This window comes from Flectobacillus longus, assembly GCF_030056705.1.
GTDB lineage: Bacteria > Bacteroidota > Bacteroidia > Cytophagales > Spirosomataceae > Flectobacillus > Flectobacillus longus.
The window spans coordinates 52,077-77,795 of the sequence record NZ_JASHIC010000010.1 but is presented as its reverse complement, the minus strand read 5'-3'; the positions used below and the strand labels follow the sequence as shown (position 1 = coordinate 77,795).

Genomic DNA, 25,719 nt, shown 5'->3' with positions numbered 1-25,719 from the left:
GTGTTTGAGCATATTTTCATGAATAAGTCAATTACACTTCTGTACTTTTCTTCAAAAATAAAACTCCTCACCTAAGTTTAGATGAGGAGTTTTAAGAAAAATGCTTTTGTATTAATTTCTTCTATTTCCTAGTAAACGAAGTAAATACAAGAAAAGATTGATAAAGTCGAGATACAAAGTCAATGCCCCCATGATTGCTTCTTTATGATCTTCGTCTGTTCCTTCGTTGCCAATGATATTCATTTCTTTGATTTTTTGAGTATCGTACGCTGTTAAGCCTACAAAAATCAATACACCAATAGAACTAACTATCATTCCAAACATATCGCTACGCAAGAAGATATTGACAACACCTGCAATTACTAAACCGATAACACCCATCATCAAAAGGCTACCCCAAGAGGTCAAATCCTTTTTGGTATAGTAGCCATAAGCCGCCATTGCCATAAACATTGAGGCTGCAATACCAAATACATATACAATCGAATCGGCAGTGAATACAAAGAAAATGACCGAAAGTGTTAATCCATTCAAAATCGAATACAGAAAAAACCACACCGTAGCAGACGTAGCTGACATAGTTGCCACTCGCGACGATAACCACCACACTACCCCAACTTCAGCTATCATCAATCCATAAAAGGTAAACTTGCTACTAAAAATAATATCAACGATTTGAGGCGTACTCGCTACACCCAATGAAACCGCTGCTGTAACAATTAAAGCCAAAGACATCCAACCAAATACTTTGGTCATATAACGAGCCTGTTCGGCCTGAACAGCCTCCTGTGAATAATAAGGTGAATACTGATTGTTTTGCATAAGTTTGTTGTAATTAGATTGTAGCACAATTTTAGAAAAAAAATTCATTTACACAAGAACACTTATTTTTCTAATACAGACTTAATGATGCCTAAACGGTATCAGCCTTAAAATTTAAGCTATTAGCTTTCGACAAAAACCCGAAAGCTAATAGCTCAATGCTAAATATTACACAAACTTAGTTTTACCCGGAATTGCTACTGGATACAAACCATTTACATCTGGTTTGAGTGGCATATCAGCATCCCAAGAAAATGTTTTTGGTGCTAGGTTTAAGCCTGAATTTATAGCTTTATCCCAAGTTATTACCTGACCCGAATAAGTAGCCATTCTTCCAAGAATAGAAGTCATGGTTGATTTAGCTCCGTTTTCGGCATCGGCAAACTTATATTGCCCTTTGGCGATTGCTTCAAACAATTCGTCGTGCTCTACTTGGTAAGGGTTAGGGTCTTTGCTACCATTGTGTTTGAATAAGGTATTTCCTTTGTAGTCAGTAATATGTCCTGCATCAAACATAATTTTACCTTTTGTCCCCACTACTAATTCATCTACTTTTGCCCAAGTCCCCTTGATATGGCGACATTGTGAATTGAGAATTGTCCCATCGGCATATTCGAACTCAACGATATGATGGTCAAAAATTTCGCCATAATCTTTTCCTTTTCGTACCTCACGACCACCCGTTCCTCTTGCCTTGACAGGATAAGAGTTTTTGACCCAGTTGATTACATCAATATTGTGAATATGTTGTTCGGTGATATGGTCGCCACATAACCAGTTAAAATAATACCAGTTACGCATTTGATATTCCATTTCGGTCTGACCAGCCTTTCTTGGATTTACCCACACGCCATCATTATTCCACCAAGCCGAAGCAGATACAATATCTCCCACCATGCCGTCTTGAAGGCGCTTCATAAGTTCACGGTAAGAAGTTTGGTAATGACGTTGTAAACCTACTACGACATTCAATTTTTTCGCTTTTGCTTTTTCGGCAGCCGCAAGTACTCGTTGTACACCAGCAGGGTCTGTGGCAACAGGTTTTTCCATAAAAATGTGTTTACCTGCATTCACTGCTGCTTCAAAGTGTAGAGGGCGAAAACCTGGAGGCGTAGTCAAGATAACCACATCTGCCAAAGGAATTGCTTTGAGATAGGCATCAAATCCCACAAAACGTCTGTCGGCAGGGACATCAATTTTTGATTTCAAATTTTCGAAATCATCGCCTGTAATTTCTTTGTAGCAACTGTCTAAACGGTCTTGGAAGGCATCAGCCATTGCAATCAATTTCACATTTTGCTTAGTGCTCAATGCCTGAATAGCAGCACCTGTACCACGTCCACCGCAACCTATCAAGGCAACCTTGATGGTATCGTCGACAAGACTATTAAACATACTCGCTTCCGACAAAAACGGAGCAGCAATTAAACTTCCAGTAATTAGCGATGTACTTTTAACAAAATCGCGTCTAGTTTGACTCATAGTTAGAATTAGTTTTAGAAAATGAGAGGTATTTTAATGTTGGATTTCGGATGCTAGATTGCGGAAGTATATGATACTTTTTTATAGAAAGTAAAGGTAATTTTCCATATTTCCGAAATCAGCAATCCCAAATCCGCAATAGTTTTAGGTCTTTCGGTAAGGGCAACTTGTCTTAGCACTTTGTGCCTGTGCTCCTGTTCACTCACAACCTACTTTAATACTTTTGCGAAAAATGCTTCGACTTCTTCTGCCGAAGGCTGTTGTAAAGGTTGTACAATACGGAATCCTACAAAAGGCGCATCGGCATTCCACCATTTACTTTTTGGTACTTGTGGGTCGCGACGATTCCAAATAGGGTCTGATTTTAGGCGATTAGCACTTCGTAATTCTTTTGCTTCATCTTTATAATTGCCTCCTCGTACTGTACTCGGATAGCGTTTTAACTTTTCTGAGTAAGGATTCTCTTGTCCTGCACTTAGTTTTTGATAAAATCCTTCATCGTATTGGTCCATTGTCCATTCGGCTACGTTGCCCAACATATCATATAGTCCCCAAGGATTTGGCTTTTTCTCACCTACTCGATGATAATGTCCTTCGGCGTTGGCACCATACCAAGCATATTGAGCAAGGTCTTTTTCATTTTCTCCAAAAAAGAAACGAGTTTTACTTCCTGCACGACAAGCATATTCCCATTCTGTTTCTGTAGGTAATCGATAGAAAATACCTGTTTTATGATAAAGCCATTTGCAATACATCAAAGCTGCATACTGCTGCATCGAATTAGCAGGAAAACCACCTACTTTTCCCATGCCCAAAGTAAAATCAATATAGGGCGGACTAGGACGAGTAATGGCGTCAGGCTTTGGCTCAGGGTCACGTTCTTCCTCAAAAAACAATTGATATTCGTCGTAAGTGACTTCCGTAGCGCCCATCCAAAAAGCTGAAAGTTTTACCTTTACCTGCGGTGATTCATCTGGCTCATGTCCTAACTCACTTTCGGAGCTACCTAAGGATAGTTCGCCCGCTGGAATCGCTACCATTTTAAATTTGACAGTAGTATTAGGAATGGTTTGTTCATAAGATTGGAAGTTTTGAGCTTCGGAGATACCAAAAACAGCGGTAAATAAACTCAAGGTCAAAAGAGTTTTTTTCATAGAAAAATTATGAGGTTGATATGCAAAGTTTAATTGAGATGACTGTAAACTAAATAGAAATATATTTTATTAAAATACTCTTTCTTTTTCCAAGACTACCCAACAGACCCTCACAGTTTGTTTGTGGTTATTGAGTGATTGGTGATTGAGTGGTTGAGTGATTTTTTTAAATTTTATATTAATAGAGACGCAATGCTTGCGTCTCTACAGTGATACACACTTTGTGCCTATGTGCCTTTGATACTTTGTCCCTATTCCATCATTTTCTCAAAATAGCTATTTTGCCATTTTAGAATCATTTTACCTTTCTTCTCTGCAATCAGTAAACCTGTATTCGGAAAACTATCACAGAGTTTTAGTGCTTTTTTTACGGGTAATACACTACAAGCCGTTGCAAGCCAGTCGGCAGTAGCCCCATCTGGAGCAATCACTGTCACATTGCGTTGATGTATAAGTCCTAAGCCTGTTTTGGGATTCACGATGTGTGAATAATGCTTTCCATCTATTTCTACGTATTGATACATATCGCCAGATGTGGCAACAGCAGCATTTTGAAGAAACAAATATCGAGGTAATAATTCTTCTGAGGAAGGGATATTTACTCCAACACTCCAAGCTTTTTTACTTGGTGGTGCTTGTCCCATCGCTAAATCTCCACCAGCATCAACCAGTGACGATACTAAACCTTCATTCGTTAAAAAATCTACTACTTTTTGAGCTATATATCCTTTTGCGATTCCACCCAAATCGAGTTGCATATTGTTTCGAAGTAACTTCACTTCATGAGTGGTAGGATTCATTTTTATAAACTTAAACCCTACACGCTGCTGTGCATTTCGAATAGCAGTGTCGCTTGGAAGCTGTTTGAGCTTTCGGGCTGTTCTCCATAGTTTGACCAACGGACCTATCGAAATATCAAAAGCACCATTACTTTTCAAGAAAGCATATTGAGATTTCTCCAAAATATCCCAAAGTGCATCCGACACCTTGAGACTTTCGCCTTTTTGCGACAACACACTCAATTCGCTCCGCAAATCATAGTCACTATAAACGCTGTTGAGCGAATCTACCAATAGATAAGCCCTTGATATACTTCTCACAACCTTTACCGAATCATTACTATATGTTATTATGGAGAAAGGCGACCCCATTTTGGATTGTGTAAAAGACCATTTACGGGGTACTTGTGCATAAGTATATATCTGCACGAGGAAAAAAAATAAAAAAAGAGGGTACGTTTTCACAGAATTAAGATGTTCGAGGTTTTTACTTGATAGCATACACGATACAAGTTAATCAAAAACAATCTTTTAGCTTAACCTGATTTACGGAGTAAAATCGTTTTCTACTATGTGTGTTTGTTATTATTTTCTATTTCAAAATCTAAAATCGAGTTTATACATTCAATAAGGCATTCGGTCGAATAATTATGCCTATTAGCAGGAAATAGATTTATGGTCGCTCTTACACAAAGAAAATTATTCTAATTTTATAGCGTTTTCACATTGAAATTATTCACCGAACTATTAATATCATTTTTCAAAAAAAGTCATTCGACAACTTTACTTTTTCTTATTTTTCAGGTCAAAGTAAACATTGTTCTATTCTTCGTCTATTTAATGGTTTTTCTAAATTTGAGAATGAGCATTGTGATTAAACAAAGATTCTAATTTATATTTGTACTAATTCTAAATAAGCCTAAAGCTTACTTGTTTTGAGTCGTCAAAACTTCAACCCGATTAAACATACATATTTCAAATGAAAAGAATCTTCATTGCTGCATCTTTGGCGCTTTTTAGCTTTGCTGCAAGCGCACAAAGAAATACCTTATTAGAACAATCTTTTTGGAGAACCCAACCCAATACTGAGGCGGTAAAAGCTGAAGTAGCAAAAGGTAGTAACCCATCTGAACTCAACCGTCAGGCGATGGACGCTGTCGTGATGGCCATCAACTCTGGCGCGCCGAACGAAACCATCAAGTATTTGTTGGAACAACCTGGAAATGATGTAAACAAAATCACGCATGATGGACGTATCTATTTGCACTGGGCTACAGCAAAGGGCAATATCGAAATCATGCAGTTGTTGATTGGTAAGGGCTCAAAAGCAAGTATGGTTGATGCTCATGGAACAACTCCATTAAACTTTGCTGCTGGCAACGGACTTACACCAGAAGTAATCGACCTTTGTGTAAAAGCTGGAGCTAATTTGAAAAAAGACGTAAACCAAGATGGTGCAAACGTTTTATTACTCGCTGTTGCTGGAGATAAAGATTTGGCAATCACTAATTACTTAGTGTCAAAAGGGTTAGATCTTAAGAGTGTTGACAAAAACGGAAATAATATTTTTGGCTATGCTGCTCGTAGTGGAAACGTTAACCTTTTGAAAGCTTTAGCACAAAAAGGTATCACGCCAAACGACAATGCTATTGTGGTTGCTTCGCAAGGAGGTAGAAGAGGAACTACACTTAATTTGGAATTCTTTGAATACTTAGAAAGTCTAGGAGTAAAACCTACTGCTACTACCAAAGCTGGTGAAAACGTTTTACATTTCTTGGTTCGTAGACCCAATCAAAAAGAAATTATCGAGCATTTCTTGACAAAAGGTGTTAATGTAAACCAAGCAGATGAGGAAGGTAATACACCATTTATCTTCGCTGCTGCATCAAACAGAGATTTAGCAACATTGGATTTGTTGGTATCAAAGGTATCAAATATCAATCAGACCAATAATAAAGGAGAATCGGCTCTTTCACTAGCCGTTAAAGGAAACTCTCCTGAAGTTGTTAAGTATCTGATAGAAAAAGGTGCTGATGTAAAAGTAACAAACAAAGATGGTGAAAACTTGTTAGCCTATTTGGTACAATCTTATAGCGCAGGTGGTTTTGGCGGTCAGGGAGGTTCTCAAGGTCCACCACAAGGCGGTGGCGAAGGTCGTGTAGGCTTCGGTCCAAAAACGGAAGACTTTGATGCCAAGTTAAAAATGTTGGAAGAAAAAGGATTGACTGCCGCTACTCCACAAAAAAATGGCAATACCTTATATCACTTAGCCGTTATGAAAAATGACTTAGGTCTTTTGAAACGCATTCAGGCTCTTGGTATTGACGTGAACGCTAAAAACTCGGAAGGTATCACAGCGCTTCACAAAGCTGCAATGATTGCCAAAGACGATACCATTATGAAATACTTGGTATCGGTTGGTGCCAAAAAAGAAGCCGTTACTAATTTCAACGAAACAGCTTTTGATTTAGCTTCAGAAAACGAATCACTTTCAAAATCTAAAATATCTATCACTTTTTTAAAGTAGTAAAATGTTTAAATTCTTAAAACTAGCCGTTATTGCATTAATCGTATCGTTGGGTGTTTCTAACACAGCACAAGCACAAACAACGAAATACAAATGTATGATTCAAATGACTAACTATATGGGCGAAGGAGCCTATATGGTTGTATCTATCGTAGATGCCAAAGGAGCTTATGACAAAACTTTGTATGTATTAGGTTCTGACAAAAAATGGTACAAAGACCTAAAAGAATGGCATAAAGCATTTTCGAAAAAACCTAGTAACTTAAGCGCTATCACAGGTGCATCGGTAACAGGTGGCGACCGTAGTGTGGTTGTTCTTGAAATCGAAAATGCGAAGTTGAACTCAAATTACAAAATTCGTTTTGAGAGTGCCGTTGAGGATAAACCCTATTACGTAAAAGATTTGGAGGTTCCACTAACAACTGATGGCTTAGCGGCTAAAAGCGAAGGAACAGGTTATATCCGTTATGTAAGATTTAGTCCTGCAAACTAAAATAAGAGACAAAAGGCACAAAGGCATAGCGTGTAATTCAAAAACAGGGCTTTATTTTGTGTTCTTCCCATCAGTTGATCAATTCAGTTGACAACTGATGGGAAAATTTAAGGGCGGTAGTGTTTTATTTATTGAATAACATATTCGAGAAAAAGACAAAAACTGTTCAAAATTCTTATGTATTTCTCCGTTTGCATTTAATTCAACCAACTCTCAAAATATGCATCTCTCTATCTGGAGATACAGTCACCTCACGTTGGCGGTATCTTCTTTTCTTTTTCTAGCTCTTGCCTCTATTACAGGTATTATTCTGTCGTTTGAGCCAGCTTTAGAAAAAATCAACAGACCTAGCACTCCACCCCTTAGTCAAGTAACTCTGGCTGAAAGTATTCCATTTTGGAAAAAACAATATCCTTCAATTAGTCAGATAGAGGTAGATGATTTTCATTCTTTAGTAGCAAAAAGCTCTGATTTCCCAAAAGATATTCAGGAGGGATATATTCATCCTAAAACTGGAGAATTTCTGGGAGCATCCAAGCAGAAAGGTGCCTTCTTTGAATGGGTTAATGCTTTACACCGTTCTTTATTTTTACATGAATTAGGACGTTTTTTTGTAGGACTCACAGCATTCTTGTTATTCTTGATTACGATTTCTGGCATTTTACTCCTTATTCAGCGTCAGCAAGGAATACGTAACTTTTTTAAAGGTATTCCTAAAGATAGCTTTGCACAATATTACCATGTCATATTGAGTCGTTGGTCTTTACTACCAATTCTTTTAATTGCGCTTACAGGGGCTTATCTTTCATTAGTTCGCTTCGAAGTATTTCCAGCGGCTAAAATAACCTTAGATGTTGATTTTGATAAAATCAAAGATACACCTCAAAAGAAACTTGAAGATTTTCCTATTTTCAAAAATACTTCACTGGCAGATGTCAAAAGTATCGAATTCCCTTTTTCGGAAGATCCTGAAGACTATTTTACCATCAAACTCAAAGACCGTGAAATCGCCGTAAATCAAATTACGGGCGAAATACTTGCCGAACAAGCCTACCCTTTTACGCAAATTATGAGTACGCTCAGCCTTGATTTGCATACAGGTAGAGCGAGCATCATCTTGGCTATCATTTTGGCTATTGCTTCTGGTAATATCCTATTTTTTATATACACTGGTTTTGCTATTACGTTTAAAAGACTTTCTGGAAAATCTAAAAATCAATTTACAGCAGAAGAAAGCCGTTTTGTTATCTTAGTAGGCTCTGAAAATGGTAGTACATGGGATTTCGCCAATGGTTTTTATCAACAATTGATTAAACTTGGAGAAAAAACCTATATCTCGACACTCAACGAATATCAAAGTTACCCAAGTGCCGAGCATTTGGTTGTATTTACCTCTACCTACGGAGCGGGTGATGCGCCAAATAGTGCAAGCAAGTTTCAAGAATTATTATCGACTGACATTTCTCAACCTTCATCAATCCAAATATCTGTGGTGGGCTTTGGGTCTCGTGCTTATCCCGATTTCTGTCAATTTGCTTATGAGGTACATCACTCTCTAGGCAGTAAATCTTGGGCGAAACCATTGTTAGATATTCATACAGTAAATGATAAATCGGAGGAAGATTATGCGCTTTGGGCAGAAGCTTGGTCAGCTAAAACAGGCATTAGTATTTCGAGTAAAGCTCCTCTGAAACAACCTAACAACTTTAGGAATTTAGAAGTAGTGTCAAATACTTCGAGCCAACATGAAGATACTTTCTTGATTAAGTTCAAAACTAAGCGATGGACAAAAGTAAAATCTGGAGATTTACTGGCGATATATCCAGCTAACGACCATCGTGAACGCCTGTACTCAATTGGAGTTGTAGATAAAAGTGAAATTCAGTTAAGTGTAAGATTACATGAAAATGGACTAGGCTCAGGCTTTTTGCATCGACTCAAAGCTGGAGATACATTCAAAGCTAAGATTGTTCAAAATAGCCATTTTCATTTCCCTAAAAATAGTCCCGAAGTCATCATGATTTGTAATGGTACAGGTATTGGACCATTTTTAGGAATGCTTAATCAAAATAATAAGCAGGTTCCTTGCCATTTGTATGCAGGATTCAGAGATAAATCTTCGCTTAGCCTATATCAATCTCAGTTGGACGAGTACAGTCAACAAAAGAAATTGAATAAACTTGCCGTCGCGTTATCACGTGAGACGGAGAAGCTATATGTTGGGGACTTGATTAAAAAAGATGCCAATCAAATAGCTACTGTGTTGAAAACAGGAGGCGTAATTATGATTTGTGGATCGTTGGCTATGCAAAAAGATGTGATGCTAATCTTAGAACAAATCTGTAAGAAAGAACTTTCTCTGTCTTTGAGTCACTACCAAGCACATGAACAAATTCTTTCGGATTGTTATTAATTTTTTTTCATAGGGTGCAACTTCAGTCGCACCCTATGAAAAATATCTTCCCCCTCCTATTTTAAGGTAAAATCTTTAATATTCAAGTTTTTAGTAGTTACTACCTTTCCCTCATCAGTTATCAAGATAGCACTGTATTCAGGATATTTTTTCAATAGCTTCAATCCTTTGTCTTTTCCCAAAACCATAATAGAAGTACTAAAGCCATTAGCTGTTTCGGCACTTGGCCCAAAAACCGTTACACTACAAAGCCCAGTGGCTGGGTATCCAGTTACAGGATTGATGATGTGAGAATAGCGTTTTCCATTAAATAAGACAAATTTCTGATAACTCCCCGAAGTAACTACGGCACTTTTAACAAGCGGTACTATAGCGAAAACGGTATCTTTTTTCATCGGATTGGTAATCCCAACTGTCCAAGGCGTGCCATCTGGTTGACCACCCCAAGTATTCATATCACCAGAGCCATTCACGATACCCGCTTGAATACCTCTTGCCAACATCATTTCGCGACAGCGGTCGGCGGCATAACCTTCACCTAATGCTCCGAAGCCAATTTTCATTCCTTTTTTCTTCAAAAAAATCGTACTATTTGCTTTATCTAGCTCAATATTTTGATAACCTACTTTTTCTACTGATTTTTTAACTGCCTCTGGCGTTGGCATTTGTTTCATAGAACCATCAAATTTCCAAATTCTATCCATTGCTGCAAAACTAATATCGAAAGCCCCGTTTGTTATTTCCGAAAAATGTAGTGCTCTTTCTGTCAACTCAAATACTTCGGGGTCAACTTTTACAGGTTTGATTCCAGCATTGCGATTTACATCCGAAATTTGAGTCGTACTTTTCCAGTCTGAAATCAAATATTCTATCCTAGAAATTTCATTAATAATATCCTCGATACTTTGTTTGGCAATCGCTGTATCTTTCGCTACAACAGTTATATCAAACCTCCCTCCCATCAGCAATGTGGTTTTCTTTTTAAGAACCTGAGCTTGAGAAGCAATTGAAAAAAGAAAAAGAAATACAAAAAGGATTTTACGCATACGTTTGGGTGCTTTCGTTACAGCAATAACAGTGAATAAGGTATTTATACTTTTATCAATGACCATCAAAATCATCAATAGTTTAATTTTTAAACTTGATTAAAAATTAAACTATTTAGATTGATTATAAATAATAACAAATTTAACGAATTGATTTTAAGAATTTATTAAATAGATGTGATGCTTATCTAAAAAATGTACTAAAAAAAATATTGCTATAATTTTAAGATTCCAAGACAACAAAAGTGTCATTAAAGCGAAATAGCGTGATTTTGAAGATAATATGGCAAGTTAAAATGAAGACATACTTCGAATTTTACAAAAAAATAATAATCATTTTTTGATTTTTCTTTTAAAAGTACAAAACTCATCGTAAATTTGTCTGGCAAATAACAAATCAAAGCTATTTGCCATGTTAGACACATCCAAGTTCTTATACGAAGCATTAACATACGACGACGTATTGCTTCTTCCTGCTTACTCAGAAATTCTTCCGAGAGAAACTAGCACTCAGACCAAACTTACTCGCAACATCACGCTTAATACTCCAATGATTTCGGCTGCTATGGATACAGTTACCGAAGCTGATTTGGCTATTGCGATGGCTCAAGAAGGAGGTATTGGTATTATCCACAAAAATATGACCATTGCACAGCAAGCTGCGCAAGTAAGAAAAGTAAAACGTTCGGAATCAGGTATGATTATCGATCCTGTAACGCTTACTGACGGTCAAACACTTGGTGATGCTCACCGTATCATGCGTGAATTCAAAATTGGTGGTATTCCAGTTATCGATTCAGAAGGTAAATTAATCGGTATCTTGACAAACCGTGATTTACGTTTCCAAAAAGATTTGACTAAAACTGTTAATGAAATCATGACTAAAGATGGTTTGATTACAGCTAAAAAAGGAATCTCTTTGGACGATGCAGAAAGCATTTTACAAGAATTTAAAATTGAAAAATTACCAATCATTGACGAAAACTACAAGTTGATTGGTTTGGTAACTTATAAAGATATTATCAAGCGCAAAAACAATCCTTACGCATCAAAAGACACATTGGGTCGTTTGCGCGTAGGTGCTGCGGTTGGTGTTACACCAGATTTGTTGGAGCGTGTTCAAGCGCTTGTAGCAGTCGGTGTTGACGTAATTAGTATCGATACAGCTCACGGGCACTCTAAAGGTGTAATTGAAGCTTTAAAGCGTGTTAAAGCTCAATTTCCAAACCTTGATGTCATCGTAGGTAACGTGGCTACTGGTGAAGGTGCAAGAGCTCTAGCTGAAGCAGGTGCCGATGCTGTTAAAGTAGGTGTTGGTCCTGGTAGTATCTGTACAACTCGTATTATTGCTGGTGTGGGTATGCCACAGCTTACAGCCGTATACGAGGCAGCTAAAGCAGTAGCTGACTTAGGTGTTCCTATTATTGCTGATGGTGGTATCCGTTTCTCTGGTGATATTGCAAAAGCAATCGCTGGTGGTGCTAGTACAGTAATGATTGGATCAATGTTGGCTGGTACTGACGAAGCTCCAGGTGAAGTAATTATCTTCGAAGGACGTAAGTTCAAGACTTACCGTGGTATGGGTTCTCTTGAAGCAATGGAAGATGGTTCGAAAGACCGTTATTTCCAAGATGCTGAAGATGATATTAAGAAATTAGTTCCAGAAGGTATCGTGGGTCGCGTGCCATTCAAAGGTTCTGTATCTGAAATCATTTATCAAATGGTAGGTGGTTTGAAAGCAGGTATGGGATACTGTGGTGCTAAAAATATCACTGAAATGCAAAAAGCACGCTTCGTGAAAATCACAGCAGCTGGTGTGAAAGAAAGCCATCCACACGATATTACTATCTCGAAGGAAGCTCCAAACTACAGTGCGAAGTAAGCAATAAAAGCAGTTTATAATCATCTCATTATAGCTTTGTAGAAATTCAAAAGGCTCAGTACGATTTGTACTGAGCCTTTTTGATAATGTCTATCAAACAATTGGGGATTGGGAATTTCTGATTGCAGAAGTGTAAAAAAAACTCCCCCAAAAAGTGAGGTTATACTTCCGAAATCCAACATTCGATATCCGAAACTTTCCTCTAAGCTTGGTATTCCTTTACGGTATCGATAAAGCATTTTACTTTATCTGGATTAGTATCTGGATATACGCCATGTCCTAAGTTTGCTATGTATTTCTGTGTTCCAAATTGCTGAATCATTGAACGAGTATGCTTTTTAATTTCGTCAAATGAGCTATACAATACGCATGGATCAAGATTACCTTGTAATGTTTTTGAATTTCCTACCAATTTTCTTGATTCAGCAATATCCATATTCCAGTCAAGACCTACAACATCACAATTTAACTTACCCATATCCTCACGAGCAAAGAATGCACCTTTAGCAAATACTGTTACAGGCACTTCTGTAATTGCATCGCAAATTTGAGCAATATATGGTAATGAATAAATACGATATTGTTCAGGAGAAAGGATACCTGCCCAAGAGTCAAAAATCTGAACCAAATTAGCACCTGCGGCAATTTGAGCTTTTAGGTAAGCAATAGTTGTGTCAGTAATTTTCTGCAAAAGAGCATGTGATAATTCAGGCTCAGAGTACAATGCTTTTTTTGCTTTAGAAAAAGTCTTTGAGCCTTTCCCTTCAATCATGTAGCAAAGTAGCGTAAATGGAGCTCCAGCAAAACCAATTAAAGGTACACGACCATTTAACTCTGATTTTACAATTTTGATGGCATCCAATACGTACTTCAGTTCCTCTTCGGGATTAGCAACACGTAGTTTTTCTACATCGGCCATCGAATGAATGGTAGTAGGGAAAATAGGACCTACTTTTTCTTCCATCACATAAGGTAAACCCATAGCTTCGGGAACAACCAATATATCAGAGAAAATAATAGCAGCATCTACCCCTAAAATATCCACGGGCTGGATAGTTACTTCAGCAGCCAATTCTGGCGTTGTAGCTAATTGAATAAAACTCCCTGCCTTTTCGCGAACGGCACGATATTCAGCTAAAATTCTACCCGCTTGACGCATCATCCAAACAGGCACACGCTCTACTTGCTGCCCACGTGCAGCCCTCAATATTAAATCGTTCTGTAAGTTTTCCATTGATTAAGCAATTCGAGTGCCTTGGTATGTATGTCATAGTAGGCTAGCTCGTATAATATTACCGCAAATATACGGCAATATTTTGGTATGGGATTTTGAAAAAGAAGATAAACCCAAAGATTCCTATTTTGAAGAGGTCTTTTTGTATTTAAGAAGGGTTTTTATCAAATAATCTGGGGGGAAAAAACCTTTGAGTCTTTCAAGTTCACGACCTTTTTCATCCAAAATAATTGTAATAGGATATTCTGAAACTTTATATACATCAGCCACATCCATGCCTACAAATTGTTCCACATCTACAATTTTCGAAACATACCTTAAACTTAACAATGAGGCTACCTCTGGCGCTGAGAAGCTTTCTGCTTCAAGCTTTTGACAAGGCTGACACCAACTTGCTGAAAAAGTAAGTAAAATCGGTTTGCGCAACTTTTTAGCTTCTAGTAATACTTCTTGATAGGTACCTTGAAAAAATGTTGCATCTAGGATATTATCAACAGGCATTATCTTGTCCTGAGCTTTTAGCGAATGGTTCAGGAACAACAGTAAGCTTAGTATAGAAGTTAACAGTTTCATGAAAGTGGATGTCAAGAGAAAATGGTATTATTCATCAAATTACAAATTTCCAGAAATCTTTGTACCCAAAGCACTGCCTTTTATAACGCAAAAAGCTCCGTAGTGTTGCTACGGAGCTCTGCTATTAAAATCCTTATCTAATCCTATTAGTTATCGTTCAAGCCTAAAGCTTTCAATGTTTCGATATTAATATTACCCAATGGAAGATTGTTATCTTTTTGGAATTGAGTCAAGGCTGCACGAGTTCTTGGTCCAATTACATCATCGATAGGTCCTGGATCATATCCTTTTACTTTCAATGCACGTTGAATTTGGATAATTTTTTCTACCGTCAATTTGTTACCACAAATTACCTCTACCCAATCAGCATACATGTTATCAGCAACTTTTGTTGTAGTTACAAAAGAACCATATTCAGCAGGAATAGTTTTCTCAGTAGTTTTTGCAGCAGACTTAACGACTGTGCTAGTATAAGTTTTTGACTCAGCAGGAATTTCAGTTTCTTTTGTTGTAGCTTGAGCAGCCAACAACTGACGAACACGAGTTTCGTATTGAGCAGGAGTTTCAACAACCTTTGTTGTAGCTGGAGACACCAATACTTGCTTTTGACGCGTAGCATACACTGCTGGAATTACAACTTCGCGAGTAGATGCAGGAGCTGCTACAATTTGTTTTGTCAATACTTGATAACAACTTTGTCCATTTGGAAGCTTGATGCTTGCCACAGCAGCATTTGGAGTTGTACCAGGAGCTACACAAGGTGTAGGAACATCGATTTCAACAGATTTTGCAGGAGTACCTACTACTTGTTTTGTACGAGTTGCATATACTGCTGGAATTACTTGTTCTTTTACTTCAGCGTCTTTTACCAAAACTTGTTTAGTTACCGAAGCATATTCAGCTGGAATAGCTGTTTCACGAGTTGATGCTGATTTTGCAATAACTATTTTGCTGATAGTTTTGTATTCAGCAGGAATTTCCTTTTCAACAACTCTAGCAGGTTGGTCTACAACTTCCTTAGTATAAGTTTCGTATTCAGCAACAACATCTTTAGCCGAAGCTAAGTCAGCAGGAGCTACTAATACTTGCTTCGAGAAAGTTTTGTATTCAGCAGGAATCACTGTTTCCTTTACTGTAGCTGGTGAAGCCAAAATTTGACGAGTAATAGTAGTGTACTGTGCAGGAGTTACGACTTCTTTAGTACCCGCTGGAGTTTTCAATACTTGTTTCGTAATAGTTTTGTACTCAGCAGGAACAGTTACTAGACACAAGATACGGCAGTCATCAGGGTTTGCAGACAAACATGATGGGTCAGCTTTACCTTTTTCGTATTTTGTATATTCATCACGAATTTTTACTTTTTCAGTAACAGTTTCGTACACAGGAGGAGTTGTTACCAAAGCTGTAGTAGCTTCTTTTACTAATACTTGCTCAGTTACAGTTTTATATTGAGCAGGAACAACTTCTAATTTTTTGGCAGCTTCTTTTACCAATACTTGCTCAGTTACAGTCTTATAAGTAAAAACATTTGGTGTCAAAGTTTTAGAAGCTTCTTTTGTTAAACGTCTTTCTGCTACTTTTTTGAAAGTCCCAGGAATCACTGTCAATACTTTGGATGCTTCTTTTACTAAGATTGTTTCTGTTACAGTTTTAAACTCTGCTGGAATAACCTCCAAACGAGAATATGCAGGTTTTAGTACATACTTTTCTGTTTCAGTTTTGTACACTGCTGGAATTACAGTATAGCTTTTTGAAGCAGGCTTAGCTACATATTGCTCTGTTTCAGTTTTCAATACTGCCGGCACTACTTCTAATTTTTTACATGGAGATCCTGCTAATTCAGAACCATCCGGGCGAACAAAAGCTCTTCGTTGATTGTCCCATGAACCAGCCATATATGAGCCAGTTGGACATCCACCTACAAATACTTGTTCTGTTACTGTTTTGTACTGTGCAGGTACAACTTCAAGCTTTTTAGAAGCTTCTTTTACCAAGATAGTTTCTGTTTCTGTTTTGTAAACCGCAGGAATTACAGTTACAGTTTTGCCTGCCTCTTTTACCAATACTTGTTCCGATACTGTTTTGTAAGCAGCAGGAACTACGTCTAAACGTTTTGCAGCTTCTTTAACAACAATTGATTTTGTCTCTGTACCCAACACTGCAGGAACAACAGACAACGTTTTGCCTGCTTCTTTAGAGACAAATTGCTGAGACTTAGTGGTAAACTGAGCTGGCTTCAAACATTTCGCATAACACTTGCCATTAACAGCGTTAGGCGGTAGGTCATTTTGAGCGTCGACTGTCGTCGAGACCGTACTTAGGGTTGCTATTGTAAACAATAGCGAATAGTAATTTTTCTTCATGGTTAGAAAAATTTATCAGGTGTTAAGGATTTAATAACAAATTTACGAGTCGTTACAATAAAAAAAAAGTGACATTTATAAACCACGTCACCTACAATTACGTCATATAGACGTAACCAAATCCCATCTGTCACAATATTTTACAATTAACTCTTATATAGTAGAGTAAGAGAGCGGATAATTAAAATTGTGTAAATTTGCGGATGTTTGTTAAAACTAACAAACTTATTTGACACAAAGACACCCTGAGAGGGTATTATTTGTGCTAATATATTACTATTTCTTACAAAATACTAGACTTAGTAAATCCATAATTTAAAAAAAGGAGGGCTTATCGCTTTTCACCATAAATTTTAACGTCATGAAAATCAATCAAGCGTCTTTTTTAATGAGTAATTCCACTTATCAGCAATGTCCTAAGCCTGATAAGCCTGAATATGCCTTTATAGGAAGATCCAACGTAGGAAAGTCATCACTTATCAATAGCATCGTGAAAAAAAAGAACCTTGCTAAAACATCTCAAACACCAGGAAAAACGCAACTTATCAATCATTTTTTCATTAATGAAGACTGGTATTTGGTCGATTTGCCAGGATATGGCTATGCCAAGGTAAGCAAAGTTGAGCGTGAGAAATTCGAAAAAATGATTAATGAATATCTTACACTCAGAACCAACCTTGTATGTACATTTGTCCTTATCGATGTAAGACATGAACCACAGAAAGTAGACGTTGAGTTTATGCAAAAACTTGGAGAAAATGGACTCCCATTCTGCATCATTTTCACAAAAGCCGACAAACTTTCAAATACTGCGGTGAATAAAAATCTTGCCATATATGAACAAATAATGCTAGAAACATGGGAAGAAATGCCGCAATATTTTGTGACTTCATCCGTTAATGGGACTGGTCGTGAGGAGATTCTATCATATATTGATGAGCTAAATCAAGGTTTTAAACCCTAATTGAGAATAATTTTATGTCTTTTTGACGAAATACTCCTATCAAGTACACTTGTCAAAGCCTTAAATAACTAATTTTGTAAAAACAAATTATTAAGATATCATATGGAATTACTAAAAGAAGTAGCTAATATTTCAGGTAAAAGCGGATTATACAGAATTTTAAAACCTACTCGTACTGGCGTTATCGTAGAAAGCCTTGATGGAAAAAAAGAACGTTCTGTGGTAGGAGCTAATGCACGCGTATCAGTTTTGAAAGATATTTCAGTATATATGTCTGATCATCAAGATAGTTCAGTTCCTTTGGCTGATATTTTCTTTGCTCTTAAAGAAAAATATAGTGAGGGTGTTGAATTAAATACTAAAAATGCTTCAGACGAAGAGCTTTATGCTATATTGGGTGAGGTTGCTCCAGACTTTGATCGTGAGAGAGTTTATCCTTCTGATGTAAAGAAAATCATTAACTGGTTCAATACTCTTTTGAAAAATCTACCAGAAGCATTTGAAGTAAAAGCAGAAACTGCTGCTCAATAGGCACTATTGAATAGGTAATAAAAGCAAAGGAGTGATAGGTTTACCCTATCACTCCTTTGCTTTTATTACCTACTAGTTCATAACAAGTTTAGGAAAACGATACAGTTGTGAGTCATAAATCACAAGCTGCTCCACCTCTACACGCCATTTGTGGTATATAGGTGATTTTTCTAATGTTTGTAATACTTCTTTTTTACTATTAGCATTCATGACAATCCAGCCCTGAGTAGATTCTGCCGAAATCGCATACGAGTCTATGATTCCTTTCTGAATCAACTCTCCTATAAAGTTACGATGTTGAGGTACTTTAGAGAGTAACTCTTCATCTAGTTCAAACTGAAAAATTACCTGATATTTGTGCATAGTCGTAGCGATTAGATATAAACCATTGAACCACTAGTAAATCTACATAAAGTGATTTGTATCATAACACAAAAAAAAGACCATTAGTTGTACTTTAAATTAATTTGAAGTACTAAAAGCAAAAAACCTTGATAACTGCAACATTACCAAGGTTTTTCGAAACTGTATCATTCTTATTTCTTCTTTCTTAACGAGTTAATCCAAGTAGCGATTTTGATAGCATCGTCTTTTGGTACGTTTTTCATAGCAGCCATTGGAGGATAACCTGGCCAGTTAGATGGCTTTGGATTAGCAATCAATTCAACGATTTTCTCGTTAGTATATTTTTTCTTAGCAACATCTGTGTAAGCTGGACCCACCAAACGAGTATCTACTTTGTGACAAGCAGTACAAGTATATTTAGTCATCAATGGTTTGATGTCTTCAGGGAAATCTTCTGCTTTTGCATTGATCGCAAATGCAGCAAGTATTAGAGAGCTCAAAACAACTTTTTTCATTTGTAATTCAAAGGGTTTCTTAAGGAATTGAATAATAAAGTAAAATAAAATTTAAGATAGCAAGCCTATTACCAAATATTATTTCACCAATCTTCTCGAAATACAAAATAAAGACAAAAAGATGATTTATTTATCATTACCTATGTGTTTCTTGATTTTTCGGTAAAATTTAATTTTAAAAGCTAGAGAATCCTAAGAATTAGTTTTCAAAAGAGATAACTGTATTAAACGCCTTGTCAATTTTGAAAATCTTATAATTGTACTTCTCAAATTTTTTCTATACTCTTTCAACGACAATATTAAGCTAAAAGTACTAAGCTCTGTGTTAATGGTTTGTTAACGTAAAGAAGAGCGATAAGCATCTATAGCCTTACGAACACTTCCATGTTCTTGTAAGAGAGTTTCGGCGAGAGTTTTATCTATTCCTAGTTCTCTGATAATCATGTTTTCAGCTCTTGCTACTAACTTGTGATTACTAAGCTGCATATCCACCATTTTGTTGCCACGAATACGTCCTAACTGTATCATTACCGAGGTCGAAATCATATTAAGAATCAGTTTTTGAGCTGTTCCTGATTTCATGCGTGTACTACCTGTTACAAATTCTGGGCCTACGACTACTTCAATAGGAAACTCTGCCTCTTTTGAAATTTCGCTTCCTATGTTACAAGAAACAGAACCCGTCAAAACACCATTATTACGAGCAGTTCTCAAACCTCCGATAACATAAGGTGTACGTCCAGAAGCCGCAATTCCTACTACAGTATCTAGCTCGTTGATATCGTACTGCTCAAGATCTTTCCAAGCTTGTTCTTCATCATCTTCGGCGTACTCAACAGCCTTGCGGATAGCAGTATCACCACCAGCAATTATACCAATAACTAAGTCAAATGGAACCCCAAATGTTGGAGGGCATTCTGAGGCATCTACGATACCTAATCTACCGCTAGTACCTGCTCCGATATAAAACAGGCGACCGCCTTGCTTCATTCTTGGGACGATTTGGCTGACTAGCGCTTCAATTTGTGGAATGGCCTTTTCAACAGCGTGTGGTACTGTTTTGTCCTCATTGTTAATACCTTCCAAAATAGTCGTAATAGACATTTCGTCGAGGTTATTATATTTTGAGCTTGCCTCGGTTGTGAGTGTTTCTAAGTTGATTTCTTGTGACATAGTTTTACAAAACAAAATATTGGGTCTGTTTCTTCTAGAAGGGTTTGAAATAGATTCCCACTCCTAAACCGCCATAGTATCGAATCGAACGATATTGTTGTACAAAGTAGGAACTAAAAATACTGAATTGTGTAATAGTGCAGATTCAAATTGCACTATTACACCATAAGCAAAATGTGTATTCTATTTTCTAAAAGCTAGCTAATTGCCTATATGCTGGTACTTACAGCAAAAAATAAAGCTTTTTGAAGTCAATTACTGAGCCATCTCTGTGTAATATTTAAAGAACAAAGGGATTGTTTCAATACCTTTATAAAAGTTAAATAATCCGTAATGCTCATTGGGCGAGTGAATCGCATCAGAGTCTAATCCAAAGCCCATTAATACCGTTTTGACTTGTAGTTCTTTTTCGAATAATGCTACAATTGGAATACTACCACCTCCTCTTGTTGGAACTGTTTTTTTACCAAATGCTTCCTCCATTGCTTTTTCTGCGGCCAAATACTCAATCGAGTTAGTTGGTGTCACATAAGGTTCGCCTCCGTGATGAGGACGAACTTTCACCTGAACTCCAGCAGGAGCAATAGACTCAAAATGTTTGGTAAATAACGCTGTAATCTTATCAGATTGCTGGTTAGGAACCAAGCGCATCGAAATTTTAGCGTATGCTTTAGAAGGTAAAACCGTCTTGGCTCCTTCTCCAATATAACCACCCCAAATACCATTTACATCAAGTGTTGGACGAATTGAAGCACGTTCTATAGTCGAATAGCCTGCTTCGCCATATACTTCATTAATGGCTAAATCTTCTTTATAAGCATCCAAATTGAATGGCGTTTGAGCCATTGCTTCACGTTCCTCGGTTGTCAAGTCTACCACATCATCATAGAACGTTGGAATAGTAATATGATTATTTTCGTCATGTAACGAGGCAATCATTTTACTCAGCACATTGATAGGATTTGCGACTGCACCTCCATATACACCTGAGTGTAAATCACGATTAGGTCCTGTTACTTCAACTTCCAAGTAGCTCAATCCTCGTAAGCCAACATCGATAGATGGCGTATCGTTTGCAATAATAGCAGTATCCGAAATTAAGATTACATCGGCCTTTAATCTATCCTTATTTGCAGCCACAAAGATACCAAGGTTATCTGAACCAATTTCTTCCTCACCTTCAATCATAAATTTCACATTGCATGGCAAGGCGCTTGTTGCCATCATAGCTTCAAAAGCCTTGATGTGCATATAAAACTGTCCTTTATCATCGCAAGCACCACGAGCGTATATCTTTCCATCTTTTACTACTGGCTCAAATGGAGGAGAATTCCAGAGTTCATAAGGATCAGCTGGCTGTACGTCGTAATGACCATACACCAATATTGTCGGAAGTGACTCATCAATGATTTTTTGTCCAAAAACGATTGGATGACCTGCCGTTTCGCATATCTCTACTAAATCAGCTCCTGCAATCTGAATTTTTTCAGCTACAAATTCTGCTGCTTTGCGTACATCATCCTTAAATTGTGAATCGGCACTCACCGATGGAATTCTCAATAAATCAAGAAGTTCATTCAAAAACTTCTCCTTATTCTGCTCAATATAGCCTTGCATAGACGTTGATGATTGATTTCAAAAAAATACCTCCAATTACTAAGTAATTGGAGGTACAAATATAGTAAGTTATTATGGAGTTATCATTACGAGTTTGGTATCAACCGATGTCATCATCATAATGAAACACCCACATCAGAATTATATTGCCAGTTAAAATATTACTCTTTCTTTTTACGAAGATAAATACGACTTTCTTGTCCTCTCATTAAGCGTACAATATTTTTACGATGTGTAATTACAATCATCCCAAAAAGCATAAATCCAAAGACAATAACCAATTCATTTTCTTTACCAAATGTACGCAATAGCAACAATATCGGAAATGCAAGGGATGCAATAATAGCACCTAGTGATACATAATGGAAAGACATAAACACGACAAAGAAAATCACCATACAAACCAAAGCTGCCTCAGGATGTACAGACATTACCATACCCAAGAGCGTTGCTACGCCTTTTCCTCCTTTAAAGTTTGAAAACACAGGAAAAATATGACCTATTACCGCTGCAAAGCCAAAAACAAGCTTTAATGTTTGGCATTCGTTCCATTCGACTACATGACCATAATAAAGCATCAATGCTAACGAGGTAGAAATCCACCCCTTGATGGCATCAATCAACAATACGACAGTTCCTGCTCTTTTGCCTAATACTCTAAAAGTATTGGTAGCTCCAGCATTACCACTCCCGTGCTTACGCACATCGATTCCAAAATAAGCTTCGCCATACCAAATAGCCGTTGGGATGGAACCTAACAAATAGGCAAGTACTGTACAAACAACAACGAGTAGGGTTAACATTTTTTGCTAGTAGATTATTAAGTAAAAATCGGAATGTTGTAATAAAAGCAATGTCTAACATCTGGGTTCTCGAAACAAGAAGATTTTCATTTGTGCATTTTGAGTAAAGATTTATCTCTAATTTTTACCATAAAATCACCGAATAACTTCTGTTCAACTGGAATTTCTAAGCTTATAACCTATTCGTTACTACTTACCTATCCGATTTCAAATTTTAGCACTTTTGTTGCATAATAAATTGCTCTCTAAACAAAAATAAATGAAACTTTATGCAAAACCTATTAAGCAATAAAAGTTCTTAGAATAATACAACGGGTTCAAAATAAATACAAATTAAGTAGTACTTATATAAAAAAAGCTGTTTGTATTACTACAAAACAGCTTTTTTTAGACCTTGAATATTGAAACTAAGAAATGCCTTTAGATTTGTTTTATGAGGTTTTCTAATAAAAAGTAAGTACCTGATTTGGTGATTCTTCAAAAAGAATTTTAACAACCTATATGTTTAGCAAACCTTAATTTGTCAACCTCTTATCAATTAAGGTAGCGCTATCTTTATCTTTAAAGAAAATACTTCCTTCGATAACCTTTGTAAATTCTTCTGAATAAGTATCACCAATCGGAATACGTACTACCTTGTCGAGTAGCACTTCGTCGCCCTCGATACCTGTAATTTTCTCCATCGAAATAATGTATGAGCGATGTACACGCATGAATCTGTCTGAAGGTAAACGTTTTTCTAAATCTGACAATGTTAGATTAGTAGAAATACGTTCATCTTTCATATAAATAGAAGCATAATTTTTTTGAGCTTCCATATACACAACATCCTTGAATAGCACCTTATGAAATTTTCCTTTCACATCTACCTTCACAAAAATAAACTCCTCTTTTTTGGCTGGCTGTGGCTCAGGAACAGCTGCAGGCTTAGGCTCTTCAACCAAGGTCATGTGAAAAGGCATTTTATTGACCGCCTTCAAAAATCTTTGGTATGAAAACGGTTTTACTAAATAATCTAAGACACCATATTCAAAGCTTTTGAGTGCATATTCTTGATAGCCTGTAGTCATAATAAATTTCATACGACCATCAAAAAGACTCACGAGGTTCATGCCATTCATACGAGGCATTTGAATATCTGCAAATACCAAATCAACTTCTTTAGTTTGTAAAACACCCACCGCTTCCATGGGATTTGTGGTGGCCGCAACTAAGTTTAGAAATGGGGTATCGTTGATATAATCTACCACGATATCCAAGGCAGATTGCTCATCATCTACTGCGACACAATTAATCATATTCCGTTCGGGTTATAGTTAAAGTTTAAGGTAAAAAAAACAGCATAATCATCCCTATCGTCAATTATACTCAATTCTTGGGCATCGCCATGAACAACCTTAAGACGTTTTTTGATGTTGTCGATACCAATACCTGTTTGACCTTTATCAGTAATAGGGTTATCATCTTTTCTTTTCAAGTTCCAAGTCGAGAACGTCAACACATCATCTTCGAGAATCGCACGAATTTGAAGAGGGCTCTCTGGGTCATGAAGTTCACCGTGCTTAAAGCTATTTTCAACAATGGTAATCAGCACCATTGGCATGATTCTAAAATAGCTGAAGTCACCTTGTTCTTCATAATCAATAAAGATATTATTATTAAAACGTTGCCTTTGTAGTTCGAGATATTGTTTGACAAAATCCAATTCCCCTTCTAGGTCGACGGTATCTTGCTGCATCCGAGTACTAGTAGCATAGCGCATCATTTCGGCAAATGTTAGGATAATATTTCCTGCTTCTTTGGATGCACCACGTACTTTGCTGTACAGCATATTTAGGGTATTGTACAAAAAGTGAGGATTTATTTGCGCACGTAAAAAGGCCATTTCGGCGAGCGTTTTTTCTTTTGCTAAAATTGCTAATTCGGCGTCTTGTCTTGCAATTTCTGCATCTTTTTCCGCAATTGCAATTTCTTGATGAGCAATTTCTTTCTGCTGTTTAATCGACTTCAAAGCAAAGAAATACCCAACACTAAACATTACATAAGTATTAGCGTTAAAGATCGTCAACGAAATAAGCTGCGTCAATTTAGAGCTTACTCCTCCAAACAATCCTGGTATGAGTATATACTCAATACTTACCCTCCAACCCAGATACAACCCTAGCAATACTAAGAATGATAGAATTAACTGAAAAATTTTCGATTTTGAAAAGAATCTAGGTAAAACACCTAGTGCAAGACCATAAAACAGCATGGCATCACCTATTCTATACACTATAGATGACAGGATAAACTTCAGTGTAATAGGCTCCCCATAAAAGAAATGTAACAGTAAGCTAAAGTAAATTGTGTACAAAACCCAAATTATTACATGCGTACTTACCTCTCTCGAAGCCAATGAAGTCCCTTTCTCCGTATCTGCTGTTCGATTCAACATAGAATTTTTAGGATAATTAAAAAAATTAAAATAGACAATCTTCCTATTCGGATTGATAATAAACGGATTAATCCGATAAAATAAATAGGCCAAAATCTTTTGAACAACTTTGTATCACCACTTCGCAAGAAGCTAATTACTAGACACATAACTCATCAAATAAAAGATTTTTGCCATGAAAAACATTTCAACTAACAACAAGCTTTCTGTTTCTAAATCTACTGTTGCAAAATTCAACAAAAACCAAGGTAGCCTTAACTACAACACAGGATCAATTATTTCCAATTTTGACGCTAACAATACTGGGTCGATTATATCAAATTTCTAATCAAGCCCTTTGGATTTATACTAACACAACATTCACATTCTTAAAAATATTTTGCCATGAAATCTCTCTCAACTAACAACAAGCTTTCTGTTTCTAAATCTACTGTTGCAAAATTCAACAAAAATCAAGGTAGCCTTAACTACAACACAGGATCAATTATTTCCAATTTTGACGCTAACAATACTGGGTCGATTATATCAAATTTCTAATAACCGCCCATTGGATTTATACTAACACA

The 25,719-nt window shown here is 36.8% G+C and carries 21 protein-coding genes; 6 read left to right on the top strand and 15 right to left on the bottom strand.

Going from position 1 to position 25,719, the window contains the following annotated elements:
- Positions 1 to 111: 111 nt before the first annotated feature.
- The 4 genes from QM491_RS08320 to QM491_RS08305 form a co-directional block, all read right to left on the bottom strand.
- Entirely contained in the window at positions 112 to 822 is a 711-nt protein-coding gene (locus QM491_RS08320; RefSeq protein WP_374761247.1) for a Bax inhibitor-1/YccA family protein, read from the bottom strand.
- A gap of 168 nt (positions 823 to 990) precedes the next feature.
- Complete coding sequence (locus tag QM491_RS08315; RefSeq protein ID WP_283327039.1) at positions 991 to 2,304, bottom strand: Gfo/Idh/MocA family protein; 1,314 nt, start codon at positions 2,302 to 2,304, stop codon at positions 991 to 993.
- A gap of 209 nt (positions 2,305 to 2,513) precedes the next feature.
- The gene (locus QM491_RS08310) at positions 2,514 to 3,458 is read right to left on the bottom strand and encodes a formylglycine-generating enzyme family protein (RefSeq protein WP_283327038.1); all 945 of its coding nucleotides are present in this window, start codon (positions 3,456 to 3,458) and stop codon (positions 2,514 to 2,516) included.
- A gap of 251 nt (positions 3,459 to 3,709) precedes the next feature.
- Positions 3,710 to 4,609: an FAD:protein FMN transferase gene (locus QM491_RS08305; RefSeq protein WP_283327153.1), complete on the bottom strand. Its 900-nt coding sequence runs from the start codon at positions 4,607 to 4,609 to the stop codon at positions 3,710 to 3,712.
- 607 nt (positions 4,610 to 5,216) lie between these two features.
- On the opposite strand from QM491_RS08305, the gene QM491_RS08300 reads away from it, so the two are divergent.
- The 3 genes from QM491_RS08300 (at position 5,217) to QM491_RS08290 (ending at position 9,670) form a co-directional block, all read left to right on the top strand.
- Positions 5,217 to 6,764: an ankyrin repeat domain-containing protein gene (locus tag QM491_RS08300; protein ID WP_283327037.1), complete on the top strand. Its 1,548-nt coding sequence runs from the start codon at positions 5,217 to 5,219 to the stop codon at positions 6,762 to 6,764.
- A gap of 4 nt (positions 6,765 to 6,768) precedes the next feature.
- The gene (locus QM491_RS08295; RefSeq protein WP_283327036.1) at positions 6,769 to 7,257 is read left to right on the top strand and encodes a DUF2271 domain-containing protein; all 489 of its coding nucleotides are present in this window, start codon (positions 6,769 to 6,771) and stop codon (positions 7,255 to 7,257) included.
- Positions 7,258 to 7,477: 220 nt separating this feature from the next.
- On the top strand, positions 7,478 to 9,670 hold the full coding sequence (locus tag QM491_RS08290) for a PepSY domain-containing protein (protein ID WP_283327035.1): 2,193 nt from the start codon (positions 7,478 to 7,480) through the stop codon (positions 9,668 to 9,670).
- Positions 9,671 to 9,726: 56 nt separating this feature from the next.
- On the opposite strand, the gene QM491_RS08285 is transcribed toward QM491_RS08290, so the two are convergent.
- On the bottom strand, positions 9,727 to 10,782 hold the full coding sequence (locus QM491_RS08285) for an FAD:protein FMN transferase (protein WP_283327034.1): 1,056 nt from the start codon (positions 10,780 to 10,782) through the stop codon (positions 9,727 to 9,729).
- A 346-nt stretch (positions 10,783 to 11,128) separates the two neighbouring features.
- Between QM491_RS08285 and guaB the strand changes: the two genes are divergently transcribed.
- Entirely contained in the window at positions 11,129 to 12,598 is a 1,470-nt protein-coding gene (gene guaB / locus QM491_RS08280; protein ID WP_283327033.1) for an IMP dehydrogenase, read from the top strand.
- Between the two features lie 202 nt (positions 12,599 to 12,800).
- Here guaB and hemE read toward each other — a convergent pair whose 3' ends face one another.
- The 3 genes from hemE to QM491_RS08265 all read right to left on the bottom strand — a co-directional run bounded on the left by hemE (position 12,801) and on the right by QM491_RS08265 (position 16,768).
- On the bottom strand, positions 12,801 to 13,832 hold the full coding sequence (gene hemE, locus QM491_RS08275; protein ID WP_283327032.1) for a uroporphyrinogen decarboxylase: 1,032 nt from the start codon (positions 13,830 to 13,832) through the stop codon (positions 12,801 to 12,803).
- 123 nt (positions 13,833 to 13,955) lie between these two features.
- Positions 13,956 to 14,405, bottom strand: a complete 450-nt coding sequence (locus QM491_RS08270; protein ID WP_283327031.1) for a thioredoxin family protein — start codon at positions 14,403 to 14,405, stop codon at positions 13,956 to 13,958.
- 146 nt (positions 14,406 to 14,551) lie between these two features.
- Positions 14,552 to 16,768, bottom strand: a complete 2,217-nt coding sequence (locus QM491_RS08265; protein WP_283327030.1) for a peptidoglycan-binding domain-containing protein — start codon at positions 16,766 to 16,768, stop codon at positions 14,552 to 14,554.
- A gap of 361 nt (positions 16,769 to 17,129) precedes the next feature.
- Here QM491_RS08265 and yihA point away from each other — a divergent pair, with 361 nt between their 5' ends.
- Together yihA and QM491_RS08255 are read left to right on the top strand one after the other, a co-directional pair.
- Complete coding sequence (gene yihA, locus QM491_RS08260; RefSeq protein WP_283327029.1) at positions 17,130 to 17,732, top strand: ribosome biogenesis GTP-binding protein YihA/YsxC; 603 nt, start codon at positions 17,130 to 17,132, stop codon at positions 17,730 to 17,732.
- A 102-nt stretch (positions 17,733 to 17,834) separates the two neighbouring features.
- Entirely contained in the window at positions 17,835 to 18,263 is a 429-nt protein-coding gene (locus QM491_RS08255; RefSeq protein WP_283327028.1) for a DUF5606 family protein, read from the top strand.
- A gap of 72 nt (positions 18,264 to 18,335) precedes the next feature.
- Here QM491_RS08255 and QM491_RS08250 read toward each other — a convergent pair whose 3' ends face one another.
- The 7 genes from QM491_RS08250 to QM491_RS08220 all read right to left on the bottom strand — a co-directional run bounded on the left by QM491_RS08250 (position 18,336) and on the right by QM491_RS08220 (position 25,153).
- On the bottom strand, positions 18,336 to 18,626 hold the full coding sequence (locus tag QM491_RS08250) for a hypothetical protein (RefSeq protein ID WP_283327027.1): 291 nt from the start codon (positions 18,624 to 18,626) through the stop codon (positions 18,336 to 18,338).
- Between the two features lie 173 nt (positions 18,627 to 18,799).
- Complete coding sequence (locus QM491_RS08245) at positions 18,800 to 19,123, bottom strand: c-type cytochrome (protein ID WP_095161374.1); 324 nt, start codon at positions 19,121 to 19,123, stop codon at positions 18,800 to 18,802.
- 336 nt (positions 19,124 to 19,459) lie between these two features.
- Positions 19,460 to 20,296: an N-acetylmuramic acid 6-phosphate etherase gene (murQ, locus tag QM491_RS08240; RefSeq protein WP_283327026.1), complete on the bottom strand. Its 837-nt coding sequence runs from the start codon at positions 20,294 to 20,296 to the stop codon at positions 19,460 to 19,462.
- Positions 20,297 to 20,551: 255 nt separating this feature from the next.
- Positions 20,552 to 21,913, bottom strand: coding sequence for a dipeptidase (locus QM491_RS08235; RefSeq protein ID WP_283327025.1), 1,362 nt, complete (start codon positions 21,911 to 21,913; stop codon positions 20,552 to 20,554).
- Between the two features lie 161 nt (positions 21,914 to 22,074).
- Positions 22,075 to 22,716, bottom strand: coding sequence for a glycerol-3-phosphate 1-O-acyltransferase PlsY (plsY, locus tag QM491_RS08230; RefSeq protein WP_283327024.1), 642 nt, complete (start codon positions 22,714 to 22,716; stop codon positions 22,075 to 22,077).
- A gap of 515 nt (positions 22,717 to 23,231) precedes the next feature.
- A complete protein-coding gene (locus QM491_RS08225; RefSeq protein WP_283327023.1) occupies positions 23,232 to 24,014 on the bottom strand; it encodes a LytR/AlgR family response regulator transcription factor in 783 nt (260 codons plus the stop codon).
- Positions 24,011 to 25,153, bottom strand: a complete 1,143-nt coding sequence (locus QM491_RS08220) for a sensor histidine kinase (protein WP_283327022.1) — start codon at positions 25,151 to 25,153, stop codon at positions 24,011 to 24,013. The genes QM491_RS08225 and QM491_RS08220 overlap by 4 nt, the downstream gene beginning before the upstream one ends.
- Positions 25,154 to 25,719 lie beyond the last annotated feature (566 nt).